We start from the raw sequence: 20,444 nt of genomic DNA, 5'->3' as shown, positions 1-20,444 counted from the left end.
ACACGATGAAGCAGTCGGTCCTGTCCGTCTCCCGGACCACCGGGAGGTTCACGTCGAGCGTACGGATGCTGCCGTCGTTCCTGATCGCCGGAGCGCAGCGGTGCGGCACCACGTCGCTCTACCGGGCTTTGGCGCGGCACCCGCTGCTGCTCAAACCGGTGCTGCACAAGGGCGTCCACTACTTCGACGCCGACTACGGGCGGGGTCTGTCCTGGTACCAGGGGCACTTTCCGCTCCGGGTGGCCGCCGCGCGGCTCGCTCGCCGCCACGGCACGCATCCGCAGGCGTTCGAGTCCTCGCCCTACTACCTGTTCCATCCGCTGGCCGGGGAGCGCATCGCGGCCGACCTGCCCGGGGTCAGGCTCATCGTGCTGGTGCGCGACCCGGTCGAGCGGGCGTGCTCCGCGCACGCCCACGAGCTGGCCAGGGGCTACGAGACCGAGTCCGACTTCGAACGGGCCCTGGAGCTGGAGGAGCGGCGGCTGGCGGGCGCCGAGCAGGCCATCCGCGAGCGGCCCCACACCGTCCACCACGCGCACCGCCACCACGCCTACCTGGCGCGCGGGCGCTACGCGGAGCAGCTCGACCGGCTGGAGCCGCTGTTCGGCCGCGAACGCGTCCTGGTGCTCGACAGCCACCGCTTCTTCGCCGAGCCGGAACGCACCTACGACCGGGTCCTCGACTTCCTCGGCCTGCCCCACCTGGGCTACCCGGTCTTCGAACGCCACAACGGGCGGCCGCTCCCCCGGCCGCTGCCCGACTCGGTCAGGCAGCGGCTCAGGGACCACTTCGAGGTGTACGACACGCGGCTGGCCCGCTGGCTGGGCGGTGAGCCGTCGTGGCGTCGCTGACCACGGGGCCGCTCGGTCAGGTGGCCAGGGGCGGCATCGCGGGCATCGCCGGGGCCGTCATCAGCGCGGGGGCTCAGTTTCTGCTGGTCGTGGTGGTCACCAGGGCGTTCAGCGCGCACCAGGCGGGCACCTTCTTCACCGCCACCGCCCTGGCCCTCATGGTGGCCGGCGTGGCCAAGCTCGACGCGGGCAACGGCCTCATCTATTTCATCGCCCGCGCCAAGACCTACGACTACCACGGCATTTCCGGATATATCCGGGTAGCTCTGGTCCCGGCGGTCCTGCTCGCCACCGCTTGCGGAGCGATCCTCTATCCGCGGCTCGGCCTGCTGGCGGCGGCCCTGCCCGTGATGGTCGCCACCGACCTCCTGCTCGCCGCCACCCGCGGCTTCGGCGCCATGCGGCCCACCGTGCTGCTCGACGGGATGGCGTTGCCGACGCTCCAGTTCCTGCTCGTCGCCGCGGCGGCCGTCGCCGCCAGGCCGCAGTGGCTGCCGTTCCTCTGGGCTCTGCCGTACGTGCCGGTGGCGCTGCTCGCCGCGATCCAGCTGCGCGAACGGCTGCCGCGTACGTTGTACCTGCCGGGCACCACCCGTGACCTGTGGCTTTACACGGCGCCGCGCTCGGTGGCGGGTGCCATCCAGGCGGTGTTCCAGCGGCTCGACATCGTGGTCGTCGCACTGCTCGGCGGCCCGGTCCAGGCCGCCGTCTACACCGCCGCCACCCGGTTCAAGGTCGTCGGCCAGCTCGCCAACCAGGGGCTGGCACAGGCCGTACAACCGCGCCTGGTCAGGGCGCTGGCCGACGGCGAGATGGGCCGGGCGCGGGAGCTGTACCAGGCGGCGACGATCTGGCTGGTGCTGCTCACCTGGCCGATCTGGCTCGGGTACGCCGCGCTGGCGCCGTGGCTGTTGCGCCTGTTCGGGCCGGGTTACGGCGCCGCCGTGCCGGTGGCGCTGGTGCTGGCCGGCACGATGATGCTGGCGACCGCGTGCGGCATGGTCGACGTCGTACTGACCGCCGCCGGGCACACCACGGCCAGCCTGCTCAACCTGGTGGCGGCCATCGCCTGCACGGTCGCGCTGGACGTGGCGCTCATCCCGGTCCACGGCGCGTTCGGCGCGGTGCTCGGCTGGGCGGGCGGGATGATCGCCAAGAACCTGCTCCCGCTCTGGCAACTGCACCACCGCTACGGCCTGCACCCTTTCGGCCGCCACAGCCTCCCCGCACTCCGCTTCCGCTCCTGGACCACAGCGTGACCGGCCGCACCCCGCGCTTCGCGAGCGCGCCCCTTCTCGCACTCCAGGACCACGGCATGAGCAGCCCCGTCCCGCGCCTCGCAAGCGCGCCCTTCCCGCAGTCCTCGGTCGTGGCATGAGCGGTCCCATTCTGGTGACGGGCCTGCCCAGGAGCGGCACGAGCTGGACGGGCAAGATGCTGGCGGCCGGGGGCGACCTCGTCTATGTCAACGAGCCGCTCAACCCCCAGCACCCGCCCGGCCGCTGTCCCGGCGTCCTGCGGGCCCAGGTCACCCACCGCTTCCAGTACATCTGCGACGACAACACCGCCGACTGGCTGCCCGCCTTCCAGGACACGGTCGCGCTCCGCTACCGGTACCTGGCCGAACTGCGTACCAACCGCTCGCCGTACGACCTGGCCCGCATGACCCGCTATGGCACGGCCTTCACCCTCGGCCGCCTGCTGGGACGGCGGGCCCTGCTCGACGACCCGTTCGCGGTGCTCTCGGCAGGCTGGTTCGCCAAGCGGCTGGGCTGCAAGGTGATCGCGCTGACCCGGGACCCGGTGGCGTTCGTGGCCAGCTGGCAGCGCCTGGGCTGGACCGTCTACTTCCACGAGCTCCTCGAACAACCCCTGCTCGTCCGCGACCACCCCGAACTCCTGGACCTCCGCGCCCTGGTCGGCTCCCAGGACCGCATCGCCAAGGCGGCGGCGCTGTGGCGGGTCACTCAGGCGATCCTCGCCCGTACCCCCGGCATCCTGCTGACCTCCTACGACGAACTGGCCTCCGCGCCGGTCCAGGGCTTCCGGCAGCTGTACGAGTACGCGGGCCTCGCCTGGTCACCCACGGCCGAGCGCCGCATCACCCGAGCATGCACGGCCCCCGTCGGCGTGGGGAGCGCTTTCGCCTGGTCGGGCCTGTCCCGCACGGCCTTCCGGCCCATGAACTCACGCCGCGCCCTCGAAACGGCCACCCTCGGCCTGACGCGGGCGGAAGCGGCCCGCGTACGGGAGCTCACCTGCGCTGAATGAGCCCACCGGCGAACTCGTCCCGCCGGAACCGTGGGCCAGCCAGCCACCGCTCCTGCCATTGAGCGGGCCTGGGCGGGTCTGGTCTGGGCCGGTCTGGGCGGGCCTGGTCTCGGCGAGTCTGGGCCGAACCAAGGTGTCCTGGACGGGTCTGCGCGGGACCGGACCGGGCGTAAGACGGGCCTGAAAGGTCTGTGCGGTCTGTACGGGTCCCTGAGGAAGCGAGACCGTCGCCTGGCCGACCTATTCGCGTGCGCTCCCCGACGAGTCGCGTGCGCCTCCCGACGAGTCCTGGGTATTTCCCGACGAGGCCCGTGCTCTCAGGCAGTCGCCCAGCAACCGGGCCGCGAACGGCAGGTCGTCGACCAGGTAGCGCCTGGCCAGCCGACCGGGCTCGCTCACCAGCCGGAACGCCCACTCCAGCCCCGCGCCCCGCATCCACTCGGGCGCCCTGGGCACCGTACCGGCCGCGAACGCGATCGCCGACCCGCACCCCACGAACCACGCCCCCGGCAGATCCTTGCTAAGCCGCGCGATCAGCCGGTCCTGCCGCGGAAACCCGAGCCCGACGAACACCATCTTCGGCTCCGCCCCCACGACCTTCCGTCGCACCCGCTCACGCTCACCGGCACCGCTCTCGAACCGGTAGGGCGGCGCGTCCACTCCGCAGACCTGAAGCGTGGGATAGCAGGCGGTGAGCTCATGAGCGGCGGACGCGGCCACCCCCGGCGGGCCACCCAGGAGATAGACGGGCCACCCTCGGCGAGCGGCCAGCTTGCTCAACGACCAGATCAGGTCGGCCCCGGTGACCCGCTCGGGTATCGGCGTGCCGAGCAGCCGCGACGCCCACACCAGCGGCATCCCGTCGGCCACGACGAGGTCCGCGGAGTTGACGAGGTGACGGAGTTTGACGTCCTTCGCGACGGCGCGGCAGATGTCGACGTTCGGCGTCACGATCCGCCCACCCCTCCCCGCGCCCAGCTCACCATCGACGTGCTCGACGACCTGGCGCTCGGTCAGCGGATCGACGGCAACACCCCCGACCAGCACCCGCACCGGCCTCGCCTGCTCCCCAACCATCCCCGGCCCCTTTCCCCGCGTCCCCATGAACCCCACCCGTGTCAAACCCCGATATCCGGCCCCCGTGTGACGGGGTCGACATCGGGACTCCCTGCACCGAGCCCCGCGCCGCGGCTCCCTGCACCGAACCCCACATCGCGGTTCCCTGCATCAAGCCCTGCGCCGGGGCTCTCTGTGACGACACCCGCCGCGGCCACGCCCGCCGAGAACACATCCCCCGAGAGGACGCCCGCCGAGACCCTGGCCGCCGTGACGACGCCCGCTGCAACGACGCCCGCCGTAACCGCGCTCAAATGCCGTGCCCCCGATCGTGGAGCAGGGCGAGCACCGCCGGCGCGGAGATCAGCCCGACGGCGACGGCGAGGGCGATCGGGGCGCGTGGTTCGCCGATGCGCTCGGCGAACGTGCGCAGGGCCCAGCGACCGGCCTCACGGCGCCGCCCCAGCGCGGCGTGGTGGAAGGCGAGCTGGCCGTAGACCCGCGCCGCGCCGCGCGGATCCACGGCCAGTTCGGGGTGTCGGGCGAGCATCCACTCCAGCCCGGCGATGCGGTCGGCCCAGCAGGCGACATAGTGGGAATTGCCCCAACGGATACGTACAAGTGGGCGATCGACGTTCGCGATCGGATGCCGCTTGGCCGCGCGCAGGGCCAGATCCCAGTCCTCGTTCTGGCCGGCCGGGGCGCTCTCGTCCACCCACAGGGCGCCACGCTTGAACAAGAACGTCGACGAGTGCACCATCACCATGCGCGAACGCACCAGGTCGGCCGCCGTGACCGTGTCGCTGCCCGCGAGCCTCGGCACCCGGCGCACGCCGTACTCGACCTCGATGCCGCAACTGACGAACTCGGCGCCATCCTCGATCGCCTGCTGCTGCGCGGCCAGCTTGCCCGGCAGCCACACGTCGTCGTCGTCGCAGAAGGCGATCAGATCGGTGTCGCACGCGGAGATGCCGGTGTTACGCGCGCCCGGCAGCCCGGCGCTGAGAGCGTTGGGCAGGACGAGTACGCGGTGGCGGGCGTTCGTGGCGGCGCCCGGCGTCACCACGTCGGCCACCTGCTCGGCGACTGCGGCGGGATCGCCACCGTCGACGACGATGACCAGCGAGATCCGGCCGGGGTAGTCCTGGGTCAGGACGGCACGGGCGGCCGCCCGCAGCTGTTCGGGCCGGTCACCCCGAGTGGGGATCACCACGCCGACGGACGCACTCATGCGACCCCCACTTCGAGAGGTACGGCCCACGCTGCCGCGTCGGCAACCAGTTCACGAGGCCCGACCATCCAGGGCTCGGCTTCACGAGACTCGAACACACGAGACCCGACCGCACGGGACCCGACCACCTGAGACCCGACCGCACGAATACCGACCACCCAAGGTCCGTCCGCACGAGACCCGACCGCACGAATACCGACCACCCAAGGCCCGTCCGCACCAGGCCCGCTCATGCCGCCGCCTCCCCATAGCCGTACCGAGACCTGAGCGGCCAGGTGAGGGCCGTGACCAGGTGCCGGTGGTGGCGCGGGAGGCCGGAGTGCCACGCGTCGTCCCGTCGCAGTTCGACCGGGCCGACGGTGAAGCGCATGGGGTTGCCCGAGGCGGTGTGGGCGGTGGTCAGGTGGGCGGTCGTGCCGGTCAGGAACGGCAGCGCCGTGCCCAGGCCCAGGATGTCGGCCAATGTCGCCAGAGCGGCCGCTGGGTCGGCCAGGAGGTCCTCGTAACGGAGTCTCGTCACCGGGACCCCGCGGGCGGCGAGGAGGTCCAGGGCGAGGTTCTGGGCCGTCCAGTGGGCTGCCGTGCGGGCGGAGCCCCAGCGGGTCATCGGGCGGCCGTCCTCAGGGCGTTCGACGGTCTTGCGCCAGGAGTGGGCGACGGCTCGCGGGTCTCTGACCACGTGGACCACCTGCACGTCCACTCCGGCCGCCGCCAGGCAGAAGGCCAGGGAGGCGTGTTTGCCGGAGTCGATCACGACCGTCGCGCCGGCGGTCTTGGCCGCTGCGTCGTAGAGGCGCTGGTAGGTGCCGGCGTACTCCGCCAGCTCCGGGTGAGCGATGCGGGGGATCCTGCGGGTGCGGTCGACGCGGTGTCGCAGGGTGAGGACGCGTTCGGCCAGGTCCTGCGTCCATCCGCCGAACGCGGTCTCGCCGACCTCGCGCCAGAACGGGCAGGCGGGGAAGGGCTCGCCACAGCCGCATGGCTCGCCGGCCAGTACGCCTCGGGCCCAGAGGTGTACGACCTCGCCGAGGGGTGCCACGCCGGGGATCTCGCCGAGCAGTCTCTCGAGCAGCGTGGTGCCGCTACGGCCGAGGCCGCCCAGGTAGACCACCTGGTAGGCGGTCGAACGGTGCGTCACGGGGGAATGGCCTTCACGTCACGGATACGGAACGTGGAGAGGCTAGCGCGGAGAGTAATCATCGCATCCGCGAAACGACAAAGGATCTACCTAAGCCCCCGAGTCACCTGCGCCAATCCGTCACAGCCCAGGCGGACACCCGCGTCAGCCCCTCAGCCACGGGCGCGGATGCGAGCGCCCGGCCCACCGGACGCTTGTGCCAAACCCTTAGCCGCAGGCGCGCCGACACGGGCGCCCAGCCCGCCGGACGCCCGCCATGAATCAGTCGGCTACCGCAGATCCATGATCATGCCGGCCCCGACGGTCGCGTTCGTGGACTCGTCCACCAGGATGAACCCACCGGTCAGCCGGTTACGCGAGTAGTCGTCCACGAACAACGGCTGGGTGATCCGCAACGACACCCGCCCGATCTCGTTGAGCGACAGCGAGGTGGCCGTCTCGTCGCGGTGCAGCGTGTTGACGTCGAGCCGATAGTGCAGGTCACGGACGAGCGCCCGAGCGGTCCGCGTCGTGTGTTTGATCACGAGCTTGGAGCGCGGCGCCAGCTTGGCGCTGTCGGCCATCCAGCAGATCATGGCGTCGATCTCCTGCGCGACCTGCGGCTGGTTGTTGGGCCGGGCGATCATGTCGCCGCGCGAGATGTCGATGTCGTCCTCGAAGCGGAGCGTCACCGACATGGGCGGGAACGCCTCCTCCACCGGCCCGTCGAAGGTGTCGATCGAGGCGATCCGGGTGGCCAGGCCCGAGGGGAGGTGGACGACCTCGTCGCCGGGCTTGAGCACGCCGCCCGCCACCTGCCCCGCGTAGCCGCGGTAGTCGTGGAAGGCGTGGTCGGTGGCCCGCTGCGGGCGGATCACGTATTGGACGGGGAAGCGCACGTCGACCAGGTTGCGGTCGGAGGCGATGTGGACGTTCTCCAGGTGGTGCAGCAGGGACGAGCCGTGGTACCAGGGCATGTTCTCGGACCGGGAGACCACGTTGTCGCCGTTGAGCGCCGAGATGGGGATGAACGTCAGGTCGGCCACGTTGAGCTTCGAGGCGAAGGCCGTGAACTCCTCGCGGATCTCCTCGAAGCGCTCCTCGGAGTAGTCGACCAGGTCCATCTTGTTGACGGCCAGGACCAGGTGGGGGACCCGCAGGAGCGTGGTCAGGAAGGCGTGCCGCCTCGACTGCTCAAGGACGCCCTTGCGCGCGTCGATGAGGATGATCGCCAGGTCGGCGGTGGAGGCGCCGGTGACCATGTTGCGGGTGTACTGGATGTGGCCGGGCGTGTCGGCGATGATGAACTTGCGGCGCGGCGTCGCGAAGTAGCGGTAGGCCACGTCGATCGTGATGCCCTGCTCCCGCTCGGCCCGCAGGCCGTCGGTGAGCAGCGACAGGTCGGTGTATTCGGTGCCGCGGTCGCGCGAGGTGCGCTCGACCGCTTCCAGCTGGTCCTCGAAGATCGCCTTGGAGTCGAAGAGCAGGCGGCCGATCAGGGTGGACTTGCCGTCGTCGACACTTCCCGCGGTCGCGAAACGCAGAATGTCCATGGGTTTAGAAGTAGCCTTCCCGCTTGCGATCCTCCATGGCGGCCTCCGAGGCGCGGTCGTCGGCCCTGGTGGCCCCGCGCTCGGTGATCCGGGTGACCGCGATCTCCTCGATGATCTCCTCGACCGTGGCGGCCGTGGACTGCACGGCCCCGGTGCAGGTCATGTCGCCCACTGTGCGATAGCGCACCACCGCCTCGAACAGCGGCTCGTCATCGCCCCGCTTGACGACCTCGGAGTCGGGCAGCAGCATGCCGTCGCGCTCGAAGACCTTGCGGGTGTGGGAGAAGTAGATGGACGGGATCTCGATGCCCTCGCGCCGGATGTAGTCCCAGATGTCGAGCTCGGTCCAGTTGGACAGCGGGAAGACCCGGATGTGCTCGCCCTTGCGGATCCGCGCGTTGTAGAGGTTCCACAGCTCGGGGCGCTGGTTCTTGGGGTCCCACTGGCCGAAGTCGTCGCGGAAGGAGAAGACCCGCTCCTTGGCGCGGGCCTTCTCCTCGTCACGCCGGGCACCGCCGAAGACGGCGTCGAACTCCTGGTCCTCGATCGCGTCGAGCAGCGTGGTGGTCTGCAGGCGGTTGCGCGAGGCGCGGCGGCCCGTCTCCTCGACCACGCGCCCGGCGTCGATCGAATCCTGCACGCTGGCCACGACCAGGCGGGCGCCCAGCTCCTCGGAACGGCGGTCACGGAACTCGATGACCTCGTCGAAGTTGTGGCCGGTGTCGACGTGCATCAGCGGGAACGGGATCGGTGCCGGCCAGAACGCCTTCTCGGCGATCCGCAGCATGACGATGGAGTCCTTGCCGCCCGAGAAGAGCAGACAGGGGCGCTCGAACTCCGCCGCCACTTCACGCATGATGTGAATGGCCTCGGCTTCGAGTACGTCGAGCTGCGACGTCGTGTAGTCGCGCTGGAGCATAGGGGCTTCCTCCGGCCTTCAGCGATGCAGGTCCCGAATCCCGGCGAGCAGGGCAGACGCCAAGTCAGGTAGGGAAACAAGGATATCTGGTAGTGAGGGGTCGGCTTGGTTGTAGGTCAGCGGCGAGCCGTCGATGCGGCTGGCGTGGGCCCCGGCCGCCTGCGCGACGGCGACGGGCGCGGCCGAATCCCACTCGTACTGGCCGCCGGCGTGCACGTACGCCTCGACCTCTCCGGTGAGCACGGCGGAGATCTTCGCCCCGGCCGACCCGATCGGCACGAGGTCGGCGCCGACCAGATAGGCCAGTTTCTGGACGAACTCGGGCGGCCTGGTGCGGCTGACCGCGATGCGGAAGCGGCCCTTGTCAAAGGTGGGCAGCGTGGGCGGCTCGGCGGTGGTGAGGGTGCGGCCCTGGGCGGGCAGCGCCACCGCGCCCGCGCTCAGCGCGCCCTGCTCCCAGAGCGCCACGTGGACGGCCCAGTCGGACCGGCCCTCCTCGGAGAACTCGCGGGTGCCGTCGAGCGGGTCGACGATCCACACCCGTGAGGCGCTCTGCCTGCGTGGGTCGAGGCGTTCCTCGCGGGTGGCCTCCTCGGAGAGCACGCAGTCGCTCGGCCGCAGCCGGGCCAGCGACTCCATCAGGAAGACGTGCGCGCTACGGTCGCCCTCGGCCCGCAACGCGGACGCGTCGGCGAAACCGGTACGCCGGCGAACCTCCAGCAACCGCTCGCCAGCCTCCGTCGCCAGATCGGCAGCGAGGGCATGGTCGTCCCGAATCGTCATCAATAAGCTCCTTGCCCGCGGGCGACGGCCGACCAGGTTTTCCAAAGAATCTGTAGATCCAGCATGAGAGACCAGTTCTCCACGTAACGCAGGTCGAGGCGGACCGATTCCTCCCAGGACAAGTCGGATCTTCCGCTGACTTGCCATAGACCGGTCAAACCAGGTCGGACCAGCAGCCTCCGGCGGACGTCGTCGCCGTAGCGGGCGACCTCCTCCGGCAGCGGCGGGCGCGGCCCGACCAGCGACATGTGCCCGAGCACGACGTTGATGAGCTGCGGCAGCTCGTCGAGCGAGTGCCGCCGCATCAGCGTGCCGAGCGGCGTCACCCGGGGATCGTTGCGGACCTTGAACAGCACACCATCACTGTCGCTGACGAGGGTGATCTTCTGCTGCTCCGAGCCGCGCCGCATCGTGCGGAACTTCACGATCATGAAAGGCCGGCCGTCCTTGCCGACCCTGATCTGCTTGAACAGCGCCGCCCCGGGACTGGTCACGCGTACGGCCAGCGCCAGCCCGCCCAGCAACGGAGCCAGGCACACCAGCAGCAGGGCGGCCACCACCCGATCGAAACCGTTCTTGACCAGCTGCCTGACCCCCGCCAGCTCGGGGTGCTCGACGTGCAGCAGCGGCAGCCCGGCGGCCGGCCGGATCATCGTGCGCGGCCCGGCCACGTCCATCAGCGCCGGGGCGACCACCAGGTCGGTGCGGGTGCGCTCCAGCCGCCAGGCCAGCCGCCGCAGCGCCTGGCCGTCCATCTCGGGGCAGGCGAGCACGGCCACGGTGTCGGCGCCGGACTGGTCGACCACGATCGACACGTCGCTGAAGCCGCCCGCGACGGGCACCTCCCCGACCCGTTCACCGGGCGCGTCGTCGGGCAGGCAGGCGGCCACGACCTCCATGCCGTGATAGGGCTCCCTGCGGAACAGGTGGACCAGCTCGGCGATCGCGGAGGCGTGCCCGACGGCCACCACCTTGCGCATGCACGCGCCCGCCGCCCGGCGCCGGTGGAGCGAGCGGCGCAGGGCGTACCTGCAGAAAAGAGTGAGGAGTGTCACCAGCGGCAGGGCGAGGACCACGTAGCCGCGGGCGATGTCGGTCTTGGTCACGTAGGAGCCGATGGCCGTCGCGGCGGTCAGCGCGACGCCGCACTGCACGACGCGGCGGAACTCCTCGGAGCCGATGCCGAGCATGCGCGGCTCGTAGGCCCGGTTGAAGGCGACCGTGCAGATCCACAGCACCGGCAGGATCATACTGACCATGAGGTACGGCGCGGCGTAGGCGGTGACACCGCCGAACCTGGCGAAGAACGCGAACCCGGACGCCGCCCCCGCGCACAGGAAGTCGCCGAGCATGGTGCGCACACGGTAGGCGCGTATCCAAGGGGGCAGGTGCGGACTGGGCCGCCCGGACCTGGCGTGGCCGGACCGGACAGCGGTCAGCAGCCCATCGCCGTCGCGCACGAATCCTCCACGTGACCGATGATCAACAGACAGTCACCAGATCGTAGCGCTGAGCGACGCGTGGGAAACCGCGAACGCCTCTATGCGATGGTCAGCGAGGAGGGCCGGAAATGTGCAGATCGGCGCGGTGGAACTCGTTCTGCGTGGTCTCGAGCCCACGCTCCATCAGCGACTCCACCACGTCGGCCGCCCGGTCGACCAGGAAGCCCAGGTCCTTGCGCTCGGCTGTGGCGAAGTCCTTGAGCACGTACGCGGCTGGGTCCATGCGGCCGGGCGGGCGCCCGATGCCGAAGCGGACCCGCAGGTAGTCGCGGGTGCCGAGCACCTTGGTGATCGACTTCAGCCCGTTGTGGCCGTTGTCGCCGCCGCCGAACTTGGCGCGCAGCGCGCCGTAGGGGACGTCGAGCTCGTCGTGGACCACGATCAGCCGGTCGGGGCCGAGCTTGTAGAAGTCGGACAGTGCCTTGAGCGGGCCGCCCGAAAGGTTCATGTACGTCAGCGGCTTGGCCAGCACCGCGCGACTGGACTCCAGGACCTCGGCCCGGCTCCGGTGCGCCTTGAACCGCCCGCCGGCCCTGGCGGCCAGCTCGTCGAGCACCATGAAGCCCGCGTTGTGCCTGTTGCCGGCGTATTCGGCGCCCGGGTTGCCGAGCCCGACGATCAACCAGCGGTCCATGTGTCTCCCTCAAGCGAAACGGGGCAGCCAACCGGCTGCCCCGTCGCCGAACAGCGGTGGTTACTCGCCGGCTTCCTCGGTGACCGTGGCGGTCGCGGCAGCCTCGGCGGCCTCGGCCTCGGCCTCGGTGGGCTCCTCGACCGGCTTGGGGATGACCTGGAGGATGACGGTCTCGCCCTCGGCGATCAGCGTGGAGCCCTCAGGCAGCTTGAGGTCCGCGGCGGTGATCACGGTGCCGATCACCAGACCCTCGACGTCGACCTCGACGCCGGTCGGGATGTGGGTGGCCTCGGCCTCGACCGAGACGGAGACGAGCTGCTGGTCGAGCAGGCCCTCGGAGTTGACGGCGCCGACCGTGGTGACCGGGATGTCGACGGTGACCTTCTCGCCCCGCCGGACCAGGAGCAGGTCGACGTGCTCGACGAAGCCCTTGATCGGGTCGCGCTGAACGCCCTTGGGCAGCGCGAGCTCGTCGACGCCGTCGCCCTTGAGGTGGATCAGCACGTTGGCGGTGCGCAGCGCGAGGAGCACCTCGTGGCCGGGCAGCGTCAGGTGCTTGGGGTCGGTGCCGTGGCCGTAGAGGACCGCGGGCACCTTGTTGTCACGACGGATCTTGCGAGCGGCGCCCTTGCCGAACGTGGTGCGCGGCTCGGCGGCGATACGTACTTCAGACACGACATCTCCTAGGGATGCTTTGCGGGATTTGCGTTCCCCCTCACCCGCCCTAGCGGAAGGCGTTACGAACGCAACCGTAAAAGTCTACCGGCTCAGGTGTCGCCCTCGAACAGGCTGGTGACCGACCCGTCGGTGAAGACCTCGGTGATCGCGCGCGCGATCAGCGGTGCGATCGACAGGACGGTGAGCTTGTCGAACCTGTTGGCCTGGGACAACGGCAGGGTGTTGGTGACGATGACCTCGGAGATCCGGGAGTTCTTCAGCCGGTCGACCGCGGGATCGGAGAACACCGCGTGGGTGGCGGCGGTGATCACGTTGGTGGCGCCCTGCTCGTAGAGGGCGTCGGCGGCCTTGCAGATGGTGCCCGCGGTGTCGATCATGTCGTCGATCAGCACACAGGTGCGGCCCCGCACCTTGCCGACGACCTCGTTGACCTTCACCGAGTTGGCCACGTCGAGGTCGCGGCGCTTGTGGATGAAGGCCAGCGGCGTGCCGAGCGTGTCGGCCCAGCGCTCCGACAGCCGGACCCGGCCGGTGTCGGGCGAGACGATCGTGGTGTTGGCCAGGTCGAGCCGGTTCTTCAGGTAGCTCTCGAGCACCGGCATGGCGAACAGGTGGTCGACCGGGCCGTCGAAGAAGCCCTGGATCTGCGAGGTGTGCAGGTCTATCGACATGAGCCGGTCGGCGCCCGCGGTCTTGAACAGGTCGGCCATCAGCCGGGCCGTGATCGGCTCGCGGCCCCGGCTCTTCTTGTCCTGCCGGGCGTAGCCGAAGAACGGCATGACCACGGTGATGCGCTTGGCGGAGGCCCGCTTCAGCGCGTCGACCATGATGAGCTGCTCCATGATCCATTGGTTGATGGGCCCGGTGTGGCTCTGGATCACGAAGGCGTCGCAGCCGCGGACGGATTCGAGGTAGCGGGCGTAGATCTCGCCGTTGGCGAAGTCGATCAGCTTGGTGGGCGTGAGGGAGACGCCGACGTGCTCGGCGACCTCCTCGGCGAGCTCCGGGTAGGCCCGGCCGGAGAAGAGCATGAGGTTCTTCTCGCCTGGCTGCTTGATGCTGGTCATGAGATCTCCTTCGTCGGTCTCGTGACCACGGTGCGGTTGTTACTGATGACCTCGGCAAGCTCGGTCATGCGCCACTCTCCTGCTGTTCTTGCTCGGCCAGCGCCTTTTCGGCCGCCGCAGCCGACTTCGTGCCCGCGCGCCTGCGCAAGACCCATTTCTCGATGTTGCGCTGTCGCGCCCTGGCCACGCCGATAGCGCCCGGAGGGACGTCGCCGTCGATGACCGAACCGGCCGCGGTGTACGCGCCGTCGCCCACGGTCACGGGGGCGACGAGCATGGAGTCGCAGCCGACGAACGCGCCGTCGCGCACCGTGCTGCGATGTTTGTTGACGCCGTCGTAGTTGACGAAGATCACGGCCGCGCCGATGTTGACGTCCTCGCCGATCGTGGCGTCGCCCGCGTACGACAGGTGCGGCACCTTCGACCGGTCGCCGACCTGGGTGTTCTTCATCTCGACGAACGTGCCCGCCTTGGACTTGTGCCCGAGCACGGTGCCGGGGCGCAGGTAGGCGTAGGGGCCGACGCTCGCTTCCGGGCCGACCACGGCGTGGTCGCAGACCGCGTTGCGCACGACCGCGCCCGCGCCGACCTTGGTGTCGGTGAGCGTGGAGCCCGGCCCGACCTCCGCTCCGGCCTCGATGACGGTATGGCCGTGCAGCTGCGTGCCGGGGTGGACGACCGCGTCGGGCTCGATCTCGACGCCGACGTCGATCCACGTGCTGGCCGGGTCGATGATCGTGACTCCGGCGCGCATGTGGCCCTCGAGCAGCCGCTGGTTGAGCACCTTGCGGGCGACGGCCAGCTGCACCCGGTCGTTGACGCCCTCGACCTCGGTGAAGTCGGCGGCGGCGTGCGCGCCGACCCGGTGGCCGTCCTCCCGCAGGATGGCCAGCACGTCGGTGAGGTATTCCTCGCCCTGCGAATTGTCGGTCGAGACCCGCTTGATGGCGTCGGCGAGCAACAGACCGTCGAAGGCGTAGATGCCGGAGTTCATCTCCGTGATGGCGCGCTGCTCCGGGGTGGCGTCCTTCTCCTCCACGATCTCCAGGACGGCGCCGCCGGAGTCGCGGATGATGCGCCCGTAGCCGGTCGGGTCGGGCACCTCGGCCGTCAGCACGGTGACCGCGTTGCCGTCACCCGTGTGCCGGTGGAGCAGCTCGGCGAGGGTCTCCGTACGCAGCAGCGGCACGTCTCCGTAGGTGACGAGGACGGTGCCGGCGATCGTGCCGAGCTCTTCGAGCACGGTGCGGACGGCGTGGCCGGTGCCGCGCTGCTCACGCTGGACGACGGCGCGCGCGTCGGGGCTCGTCTCCGCCAGGTGCGCGCCGACCCGTTCGGAGGCATGGCCGATGACGACGATGAGCCGTTCGGGACCGAGGTCGCGAGCGGCGGTGAGCATGTGGTCGACCAGGGTGCGGCCGCACATCTCATGCAGGACTTTGGGGGTCTGGCTCTTCATCCGGGTGCCCTCGCCTGCGGCGAGGACGATGACTGCGGCCGGGCGCGGCACACTCACGGACTGGGGCTCCCTGTGGCTGGGCGGTTCGGGGCGGCAGCTGTCGCACCGCCACCCTCCCGACACCGTGAGGATACCCAACCGACACTCGCGCGCTAGCGGCGGGGAGTGCCTCCAAGCTCCCGGAAGAGGACTCGAACCCCTACAAAGTGGACCAAAACCACTTGTCCTGCCGATTAGACGATCCGGGACTAAATCGGACACCTGAGCGTCCGACGCACTCCTACGATACCGATCCCTGGCCCACGCGCGCGCCACATAACAGACCGCCCGAAAAGCCGCAAGGCACAGAAGCTACTCCTCTCATAGGACAGAAGTCGCCTTCGCCACACTCGCCGCTTAGGTCTTACTAACTTACGATGGCGTAGGTTACGGTGGCGTAGCCAGGACATTCATCCTCATACATGTCGTGAGAGGTAGCCCATGACCGTTATCACCGAGCGCACCTCCCCAGGACCGAAGCCCGACGTCGAACCCGAGCCCCGGACCAAGGCCGAACTCATCACCTTCGCCCTCGTGGTGGGGCTCCCCCTCATCGCGATCGTGGCCGCGGTGCCGTTCGCGTGGGGATGGGGTCTCGGCTGGAGCGACATCGTCATCGCGTTCGTCTTCTATGTGGTGAGCGGGCTCGGCGTGACCGTCGGCCTGCACCGCTTCTTCACGCACGGCTCGTTCAAGGCCAAGCGGCCCCTGAAGATCGCGCTGGGCATCGCGGGCAGCCTCTCGCTGGAGATGTCCGTGCTCGACTGGGTGGCCACGCACCGCAAGCACCACAAGTTCTCCGACAAGGAGGGCGACCCGCATTCGCCGTGGCGCTTCGGCCCCGGCTTCAAGTCGCTGTCCAAGGGCCTGCTGTACGCGCACATGGGCTGGATGTTCGACGCCGACCGCACCAACCGCGAGAAGTACGCCCCCGACCTGGTCAAGGACGAAGACGTCGTCAAGCTGCACAAGTGGTTCGGCCCGCTGGCCCTCACCTCGCTCCTGCTGCCCGGCATCCTCGGCGGCCTGGTCACCTGGTCCTGGCAGGGCGCGCTGACCGCGCTGTTCTGGGGCTCGCTGGTCCGCATCGGCCTGCTGCACCACGTGACCTGGTCGATCAACTCGATCTGCCACGTGTTCGGTGAGGAGGACTTCCAGGTCCGCGACAAGTCGCGCAACGTGTGGTGGCTGGCCATCCCCTCCTTCGGCGAGTCGTGGCACAACCTGCACCACTCCGACCCCACCTGCGCCAGGCACGGCGCGCTGAAGGGTCAGATCGACCTCAGCGCCGGCGTCATCAGGATCTTCGAGCGGCTCGGCTGGGTCCACGACGTGCGCTGGCCGACCCCCGAACGCCTGGCGGCGAAGCGCATTGGCTGATTCCGGCTCGTTGATGACCAGTCCGTTGATGACGGGCTCTTCTTCGAGCACCGCCATTATGGAAACCGTGACCGAACCCAGATCTCGCAGGCGGATGACCGGCAGAGAGCGAAGAGAGCAGCTGATCCAGATCAGCCGCACCCTCTTCGCCGAGAAGGGGTTCGACGGGACCTCCATCGAGGAGATAGCGGCAACGGCCCAGGTCTCGAAGCCGGTGGTCTACGAACACTTCGGCGGCAAAGAGGGCGTCTACGCGGTCGTGGTCGACCGGGAGATGCAGAAGCTGCTCAGCATGATCACCGAGGCGCTCTCCGCCTCCCACTCGCTGATCAAGCTGGAGCGGGCGGCCCTGGCGCTGCTCCACTACATCGAGGAGAGCAGCGAGGGCTTCCGCATCCTGGTGCGCGACTCGCACGCCGCCTCGGGCACGGGCACGTTCGCGAGCCTGATCAGCGAGATCGCCAGCCAGGTCGAGGACGTACTCGCCGACGAGTTCGTCTCCCGCGGCTACGACCCCAAACTGGCGCCGATGTACGCGCAGATGCTCGTCGGCATGGTGGCCCTGACCGGCCAGTGGTGGCTCGACGTGCGCAAGCCGGGCCGCGAGGAGGTCGCCGCCCACGTGGTGAACCTGGCCTGGAACGGCCTGACCGGGCTCAACCCGCAGCCGGCCATCACGGCGACAGGACGCGCCCACCCCGTCGTCGCCGTGCCACGCGCCAGCGAGAAGGAGCTGCGCGAGCTGGAGAAGGCCCGCGACAAGGAGCTCAAGGAGGCCGAGAAGGCCCGCCAGCGGGAGCTCAAAGAGGCGGAGAAGGCCAGGGTCCGCGAGCTGAAGGAGCGCGAGCGGGTGCTGAAGGAGGCCGAGAAGGCCCGCGAGCGCGAGGAGAAACTGCGCCAGCGGGAGGCCCGGCTGGTCGAGCGCGCGGCCCGGTTGGAGCAACCTGACCAGGTGGAATAAGCCGTTGCCGCTTAGTTCACGTTCTGTTCAACCAAATGGGGCATATTTCTCATATGTCCGCGGAACCGCTTCACCCCGAGAGTGACCTTCCCCTGCCGCAGGAGAGGTTCCTCAACCGTGAGGAGAGCTGGCTACAGTTCAACGAACGTGTGCTGGAACTGGCCGAAGACTCCTCTCTCCCTCTCCTCGAACGGGTGCGGTTCCTGGCCATCTTCGCCAGCAACCTGGATGAGTTCTTCCGGGTACGCGTGGCCGGGCTGAAACGGCGGATGGCCACCGGACTGCTGCTCAGGACGAAGAGCGGGCTGAAACCGCGCGAGGAGCTGGCCCGGATCGCCGCGATCTCCCACACGCTGGCCAAGCGGCACGCGGCCGTCTTCCACGAGCAGGTCTGCCCGCAGCTGGCCACCGAGGGCATCGAGATCGTCAGATGGGACGACCTGGGCCGCGAGGAGCGCACGGAGCTGCGCAAACTGTTCAGGGAGCGGATCCGGCCGGTGCTGACGCCGCTGGCCGTCGACCCCGCACACCCGTTCCCCTATATTTCGGGACTCAGCCTTAACCTGGCGGTCCTGGTGCGGAATCCGGCTAACGATCACACCGTGTTCGCCCGGGTCAAGGTGCCCTCGCAGCTGCCGAGGTTCGTCACCGCCTCCAAGGACAGATTCGTCCCGCTGGAGGATGTCATCGCGGCCCATCTGGGCCAGCTCTTCAAGGGCATGGAGATCGTCCAGCACCACGCCTTCAGGGTGACCCGCAACGAGGACCTCGACGTCGACGAGGACATCACCGAGAACCTCATGCAGGCGCTGGAGCGGGAGCTGAAGAACCGCCGCTTCGGCCCGGCCGTGCGGCTGGAGGTCGAGGACACCATCACGCCCGAGGTGCTCGACCTGCTCGTCGAGGAGCTCGAAGTCGCGCCGCACGAGATCTACCAGCTCGCCGGGCCGCTCGACCTGACCGGGCTGCACGCCCTCGCCGACCTGGACCGGGCCGAGCTGAGCTATCGGCCGTTCGTCCCCGCCGAGGCCGTGCTGGCCGACGACGACATCTTCGCCGCGCTGCGCGAGCGGGACGTGCTCCTGCACCACCCGTACGACTCCTTCGCCACCAGCGTGCAGCGCTTCATCGAGGCGGCGGCCGAGGACCCGAACGTCCTGGCGATCAAGCAGACGCTCTACCGGACCAGCGGCGAGTCCCCGATCGTCGACGCGTTGATCGACGCGGCCGAGTCGGGCAAGCAGGTCGTCGTGGTGGTGGAGATCAAGGCCCGCTTCGACGAGCACGCCAACATCGAGTGGGCGCGCAAGCTGGAGAAGGCCGGCTGCCACGTCGTCTACGGCGTGGTCGGGCTCAAGACCCACTGCAAGCTGGCCCTGGTCGTCCGGCAGGAGCCGTCAGGCGAGCTGCGCCGCTACTGCCACATCGGAACCGGCAACTACAACCCCAAGACGGCCAGGCACTACGAGGACATCGGCCTGCTCACCGCGGACCCGCTGGTCGGCGAGGACATCACGGACCTGTTCATCCACCTGACCGGCTACTCCAACCACTCGGCCTACCGCAGGCTGCTCGTCGCCCCGCACTCGCTGCGCGGCGGCCTGATGGCCAGGATCGAGCGGGAGATCGCGCACCAGGAGGCGGGCCGTCCCGCGCGCATCAGGATCAAGACGAACTCCCTCGTGGACGAGCCGCTCATCGACGCCCTCTACCGGGCGTCCCGGGCCGGTGTGCAGGTGGATCTGTGGGTGCGGGGTATCTGCACCCTCCGCCCTGGCATCCCGGACCTGTCGGAGAACATCCGCGTACGGTCGGTGCTGGGGCGTTTCCTGGAGCACTCCCGCATCTACGAGTTCGGGCTGGGCCGGCGGCCCGAGGTGTGGATCGGCAGCGCCGACCTGATGCGCCGCAACCTGGAACGCCGGGTCGAGGCCCTGGTCAAGGTGACCAGCCAGCAGCACCGGGCGTACCTCATCGACCTGATGGACCGCGCCACCGCCGACACGACGAGCGCGTGGCTGCTGAACTCCGACGGCACCTGGGTGCGACATCCGGGCGAGGACCTGCAGAGCATTCTGATCGGCACCCGCCGCTGGAGGAGCGTTGATGACTGACCCGCTCCGCGCGGCCGGAGCCGTGGTGTGGCGCGGTGACGAGCGCCACCCCGAGGTGGCGGTCATCCACCGCCCGGCCTACGACGACTGGACCTTTCCCAAGGGCAAGCTGAAGCAGGGCGAGCACGTGATCGTCGCCGCGCTGCGCGAGGTGCGCGAGGAGACCGGCCTGGTCACGACGCTCGGCCGCGCCCTGCCGCCCGTCCACTACCTGATCACGGACCGGCTCAAGCGGGTCGACTACTGGGCGGCCCAGGCCACGGACGAGAGCGAGGCGTTCGCCCCCGGCGACGAGGTGGACGAGCTGCGCTGGCTGCCGCTCGACCGTGCCCGCGAGCTGCTGACCTGGGAATGGGACGCGGGACTGCTCCACTCGCTGGAGGCGGCGCCGCTGGCCACCGTCCCTCTTGTCCTGGTCCGGCATGGCTCCGCCGGCTCCAGGCAGGCGTGGCAGGGTGATGACGCCCTGCGCCCCCTCGACACGGACGGCAGGGCCCAGGCGCAGACCATTGCCCGGGTACTGCCCGCCTACCGTCCCGAGGTCCTGGTCAGCTCGCCCAGCCTCCGATGCGTACAGACGCTCCAGCCGTACGGCAGGGACATCAGGACCGAGCCGCTGCTCAGCGAGGAAGATCAGGACTCGGACAAGACGCCCGCGCTGGTCGGGGAGCTCAGGACGGCGGCGGCCGTGTCCAGCCACGGCAAGGTGCTGCCCGAACTGATCCGCTCGCTCAGCGGCAAGGACGTGCAGCTGCGCAAGGGGGCGTTCGCCGTCCTGCACCGGCTGGGCGAGCGGGTCGTCAGCGTGGAGCGATACCCGACCTGACAG

The 20,444-nt window shown here is 69.6% G+C and carries 18 protein-coding genes and 1 tRNA gene; 7 read left to right on the top strand and 12 right to left on the bottom strand.

The genetic code is table 11. The features are described 5' to 3' along the window. Window positions 1–5: 5 nt before the first annotated feature. The 3 genes from AB0C30_RS16155 to AB0C30_RS16145 all read left to right on the top strand — a co-directional run bounded on the left by AB0C30_RS16155 (window position 6) and on the right by AB0C30_RS16145 (window position 3,122). Window positions 6–851 carry a sulfotransferase domain-containing protein gene (locus AB0C30_RS16155; RefSeq protein ID WP_357944598.1) on the top strand — a complete coding sequence of 282 codons (846 nt, stop codon included), beginning with the start codon at window positions 6–8 and terminating at the stop codon, window positions 849–851. Beyond that, complete coding sequence (locus AB0C30_RS16150; protein WP_357943936.1) at window positions 839–2,110, top strand: polysaccharide biosynthesis C-terminal domain-containing protein; 1,272 nt, start codon at window positions 839–841, stop codon at window positions 2,108–2,110. Before AB0C30_RS16155 ends, AB0C30_RS16150 begins: the two co-directional genes overlap by 13 nt. A 115-nt stretch (window positions 2,111–2,225) precedes the next feature. Then, window positions 2,226–3,122 (top strand): sulfotransferase, encoded by an 897-nt coding sequence (locus AB0C30_RS16145; RefSeq protein ID WP_357943934.1) that lies wholly within the window; start codon window positions 2,226–2,228, stop codon window positions 3,120–3,122. Between the two features lie 240 nt (window positions 3,123–3,362). On the opposite strand, the gene AB0C30_RS16140 is transcribed toward AB0C30_RS16145, so the two are convergent. The 12 genes from AB0C30_RS16140 to AB0C30_RS16085 all read right to left on the bottom strand — a co-directional run bounded on the left by AB0C30_RS16140 (window position 3,363) and on the right by AB0C30_RS16085 (window position 15,369). Then, the gene (locus AB0C30_RS16140; RefSeq protein ID WP_357943932.1) at window positions 3,363–4,199 is read right to left on the bottom strand and encodes a WecB/TagA/CpsF family glycosyltransferase; all 837 of its coding nucleotides are present in this window, start codon (window positions 4,197–4,199) and stop codon (window positions 3,363–3,365) included. A 289-nt stretch (window positions 4,200–4,488) separates the two neighbouring features. Then, window positions 4,489–5,409, bottom strand: a complete 921-nt coding sequence (locus AB0C30_RS16135) for a glycosyltransferase family A protein (RefSeq protein ID WP_357943930.1) — start codon at window positions 5,407–5,409, stop codon at window positions 4,489–4,491. 229 nt (window positions 5,410–5,638) lie between these two features. Beyond that, entirely contained in the window at window positions 5,639–6,547 is a 909-nt protein-coding gene (locus tag AB0C30_RS16130) for a sulfotransferase (protein ID WP_357943928.1), read from the bottom strand. Window positions 6,548–6,816: 269 nt separating this feature from the next. Then, entirely contained in the window at window positions 6,817–8,079 is a 1,263-nt protein-coding gene (cysN, locus tag AB0C30_RS16125; protein WP_357943927.1) for a sulfate adenylyltransferase subunit CysN, read from the bottom strand. Window positions 8,080–8,083: 4 nt separating this feature from the next. Then, window positions 8,084–8,998: a sulfate adenylyltransferase subunit CysD gene (cysD, locus tag AB0C30_RS16120; RefSeq protein ID WP_357943925.1), complete on the bottom strand. Its 915-nt coding sequence runs from the start codon at window positions 8,996–8,998 to the stop codon at window positions 8,084–8,086. Between the two features lie 18 nt (window positions 8,999–9,016). Continuing rightward, window positions 9,017–9,781, bottom strand: coding sequence for a 3'(2'),5'-bisphosphate nucleotidase CysQ (locus tag AB0C30_RS16115; protein WP_357943923.1), 765 nt, complete (start codon window positions 9,779–9,781; stop codon window positions 9,017–9,019). Next, entirely contained in the window at window positions 9,781–11,133 is a 1,353-nt protein-coding gene (locus AB0C30_RS16110; RefSeq protein WP_357944595.1) for a sugar transferase, read from the bottom strand. Before AB0C30_RS16110 ends, AB0C30_RS16115 begins: the two co-directional genes overlap by 1 nt. Window positions 11,134–11,332: 199 nt before the next feature. Continuing rightward, on the bottom strand, window positions 11,333–11,917 hold the full coding sequence (gene pth, locus AB0C30_RS16105; RefSeq protein WP_357943921.1) for an aminoacyl-tRNA hydrolase: 585 nt from the start codon (window positions 11,915–11,917) through the stop codon (window positions 11,333–11,335). A gap of 60 nt (window positions 11,918–11,977) precedes the next feature. Next, window positions 11,978–12,592: a 50S ribosomal protein L25/general stress protein Ctc gene (locus AB0C30_RS16100; RefSeq protein WP_225296327.1), complete on the bottom strand. Its 615-nt coding sequence runs from the start codon at window positions 12,590–12,592 to the stop codon at window positions 11,978–11,980. A gap of 92 nt (window positions 12,593–12,684) precedes the next feature. After that, a complete protein-coding gene (locus AB0C30_RS16095; protein WP_357943919.1) occupies window positions 12,685–13,662 on the bottom strand; it encodes a ribose-phosphate diphosphokinase in 978 nt (325 codons plus the stop codon). Window positions 13,663–13,726: 64 nt separating this feature from the next. Beyond that, complete coding sequence (glmU, locus tag AB0C30_RS16090) at window positions 13,727–15,178, bottom strand: bifunctional UDP-N-acetylglucosamine diphosphorylase/glucosamine-1-phosphate N-acetyltransferase GlmU (RefSeq protein WP_357943917.1); 1,452 nt, start codon at window positions 15,176–15,178, stop codon at window positions 13,727–13,729. 119 nt (window positions 15,179–15,297) lie between these two features. Further along, window positions 15,298–15,369: transfer RNA gene (locus tag AB0C30_RS16085), tRNA-Gln, on the bottom strand. 232 nt (window positions 15,370–15,601) lie between these two features. Between AB0C30_RS16085 and AB0C30_RS16080 the strand changes: the two genes are divergently transcribed. The 4 genes from AB0C30_RS16080 (at window position 15,602) to AB0C30_RS16065 (ending at window position 20,441) form a co-directional block, all read left to right on the top strand. Then, window positions 15,602–16,540, top strand: a complete 939-nt coding sequence (locus tag AB0C30_RS16080; RefSeq protein ID WP_357943915.1) for an acyl-CoA desaturase — start codon at window positions 15,602–15,604, stop codon at window positions 16,538–16,540. A gap of 94 nt (window positions 16,541–16,634) precedes the next feature. Next, complete coding sequence (locus AB0C30_RS16075) at window positions 16,635–17,501, top strand: TetR family transcriptional regulator (RefSeq protein WP_357944594.1); 867 nt, start codon at window positions 16,635–16,637, stop codon at window positions 17,499–17,501. A gap of 53 nt (window positions 17,502–17,554) precedes the next feature. Further along, complete coding sequence (locus tag AB0C30_RS16070; RefSeq protein WP_357943914.1) at window positions 17,555–19,615, top strand: RNA degradosome polyphosphate kinase; 2,061 nt, start codon at window positions 17,555–17,557, stop codon at window positions 19,613–19,615. After that, on the top strand, window positions 19,608–20,441 hold the full coding sequence (locus AB0C30_RS16065; RefSeq protein WP_357943912.1) for an NUDIX hydrolase: 834 nt from the start codon (window positions 19,608–19,610) through the stop codon (window positions 20,439–20,441). Before AB0C30_RS16070 ends, AB0C30_RS16065 begins: the two co-directional genes overlap by 8 nt. Window positions 20,442–20,444 lie beyond the last annotated feature (3 nt).

It is taken from the genome of Nonomuraea sp. NPDC048901 (assembly GCF_040649695.1).
In the GTDB taxonomy this organism is placed as follows: Bacteria; Actinomycetota; Actinomycetes; order Streptosporangiales; family Streptosporangiaceae; genus Nonomuraea.
The sequence above is the reverse complement of the archived record's forward strand: the minus strand, read 5'-3'. Positions and strand labels throughout refer to the sequence as shown.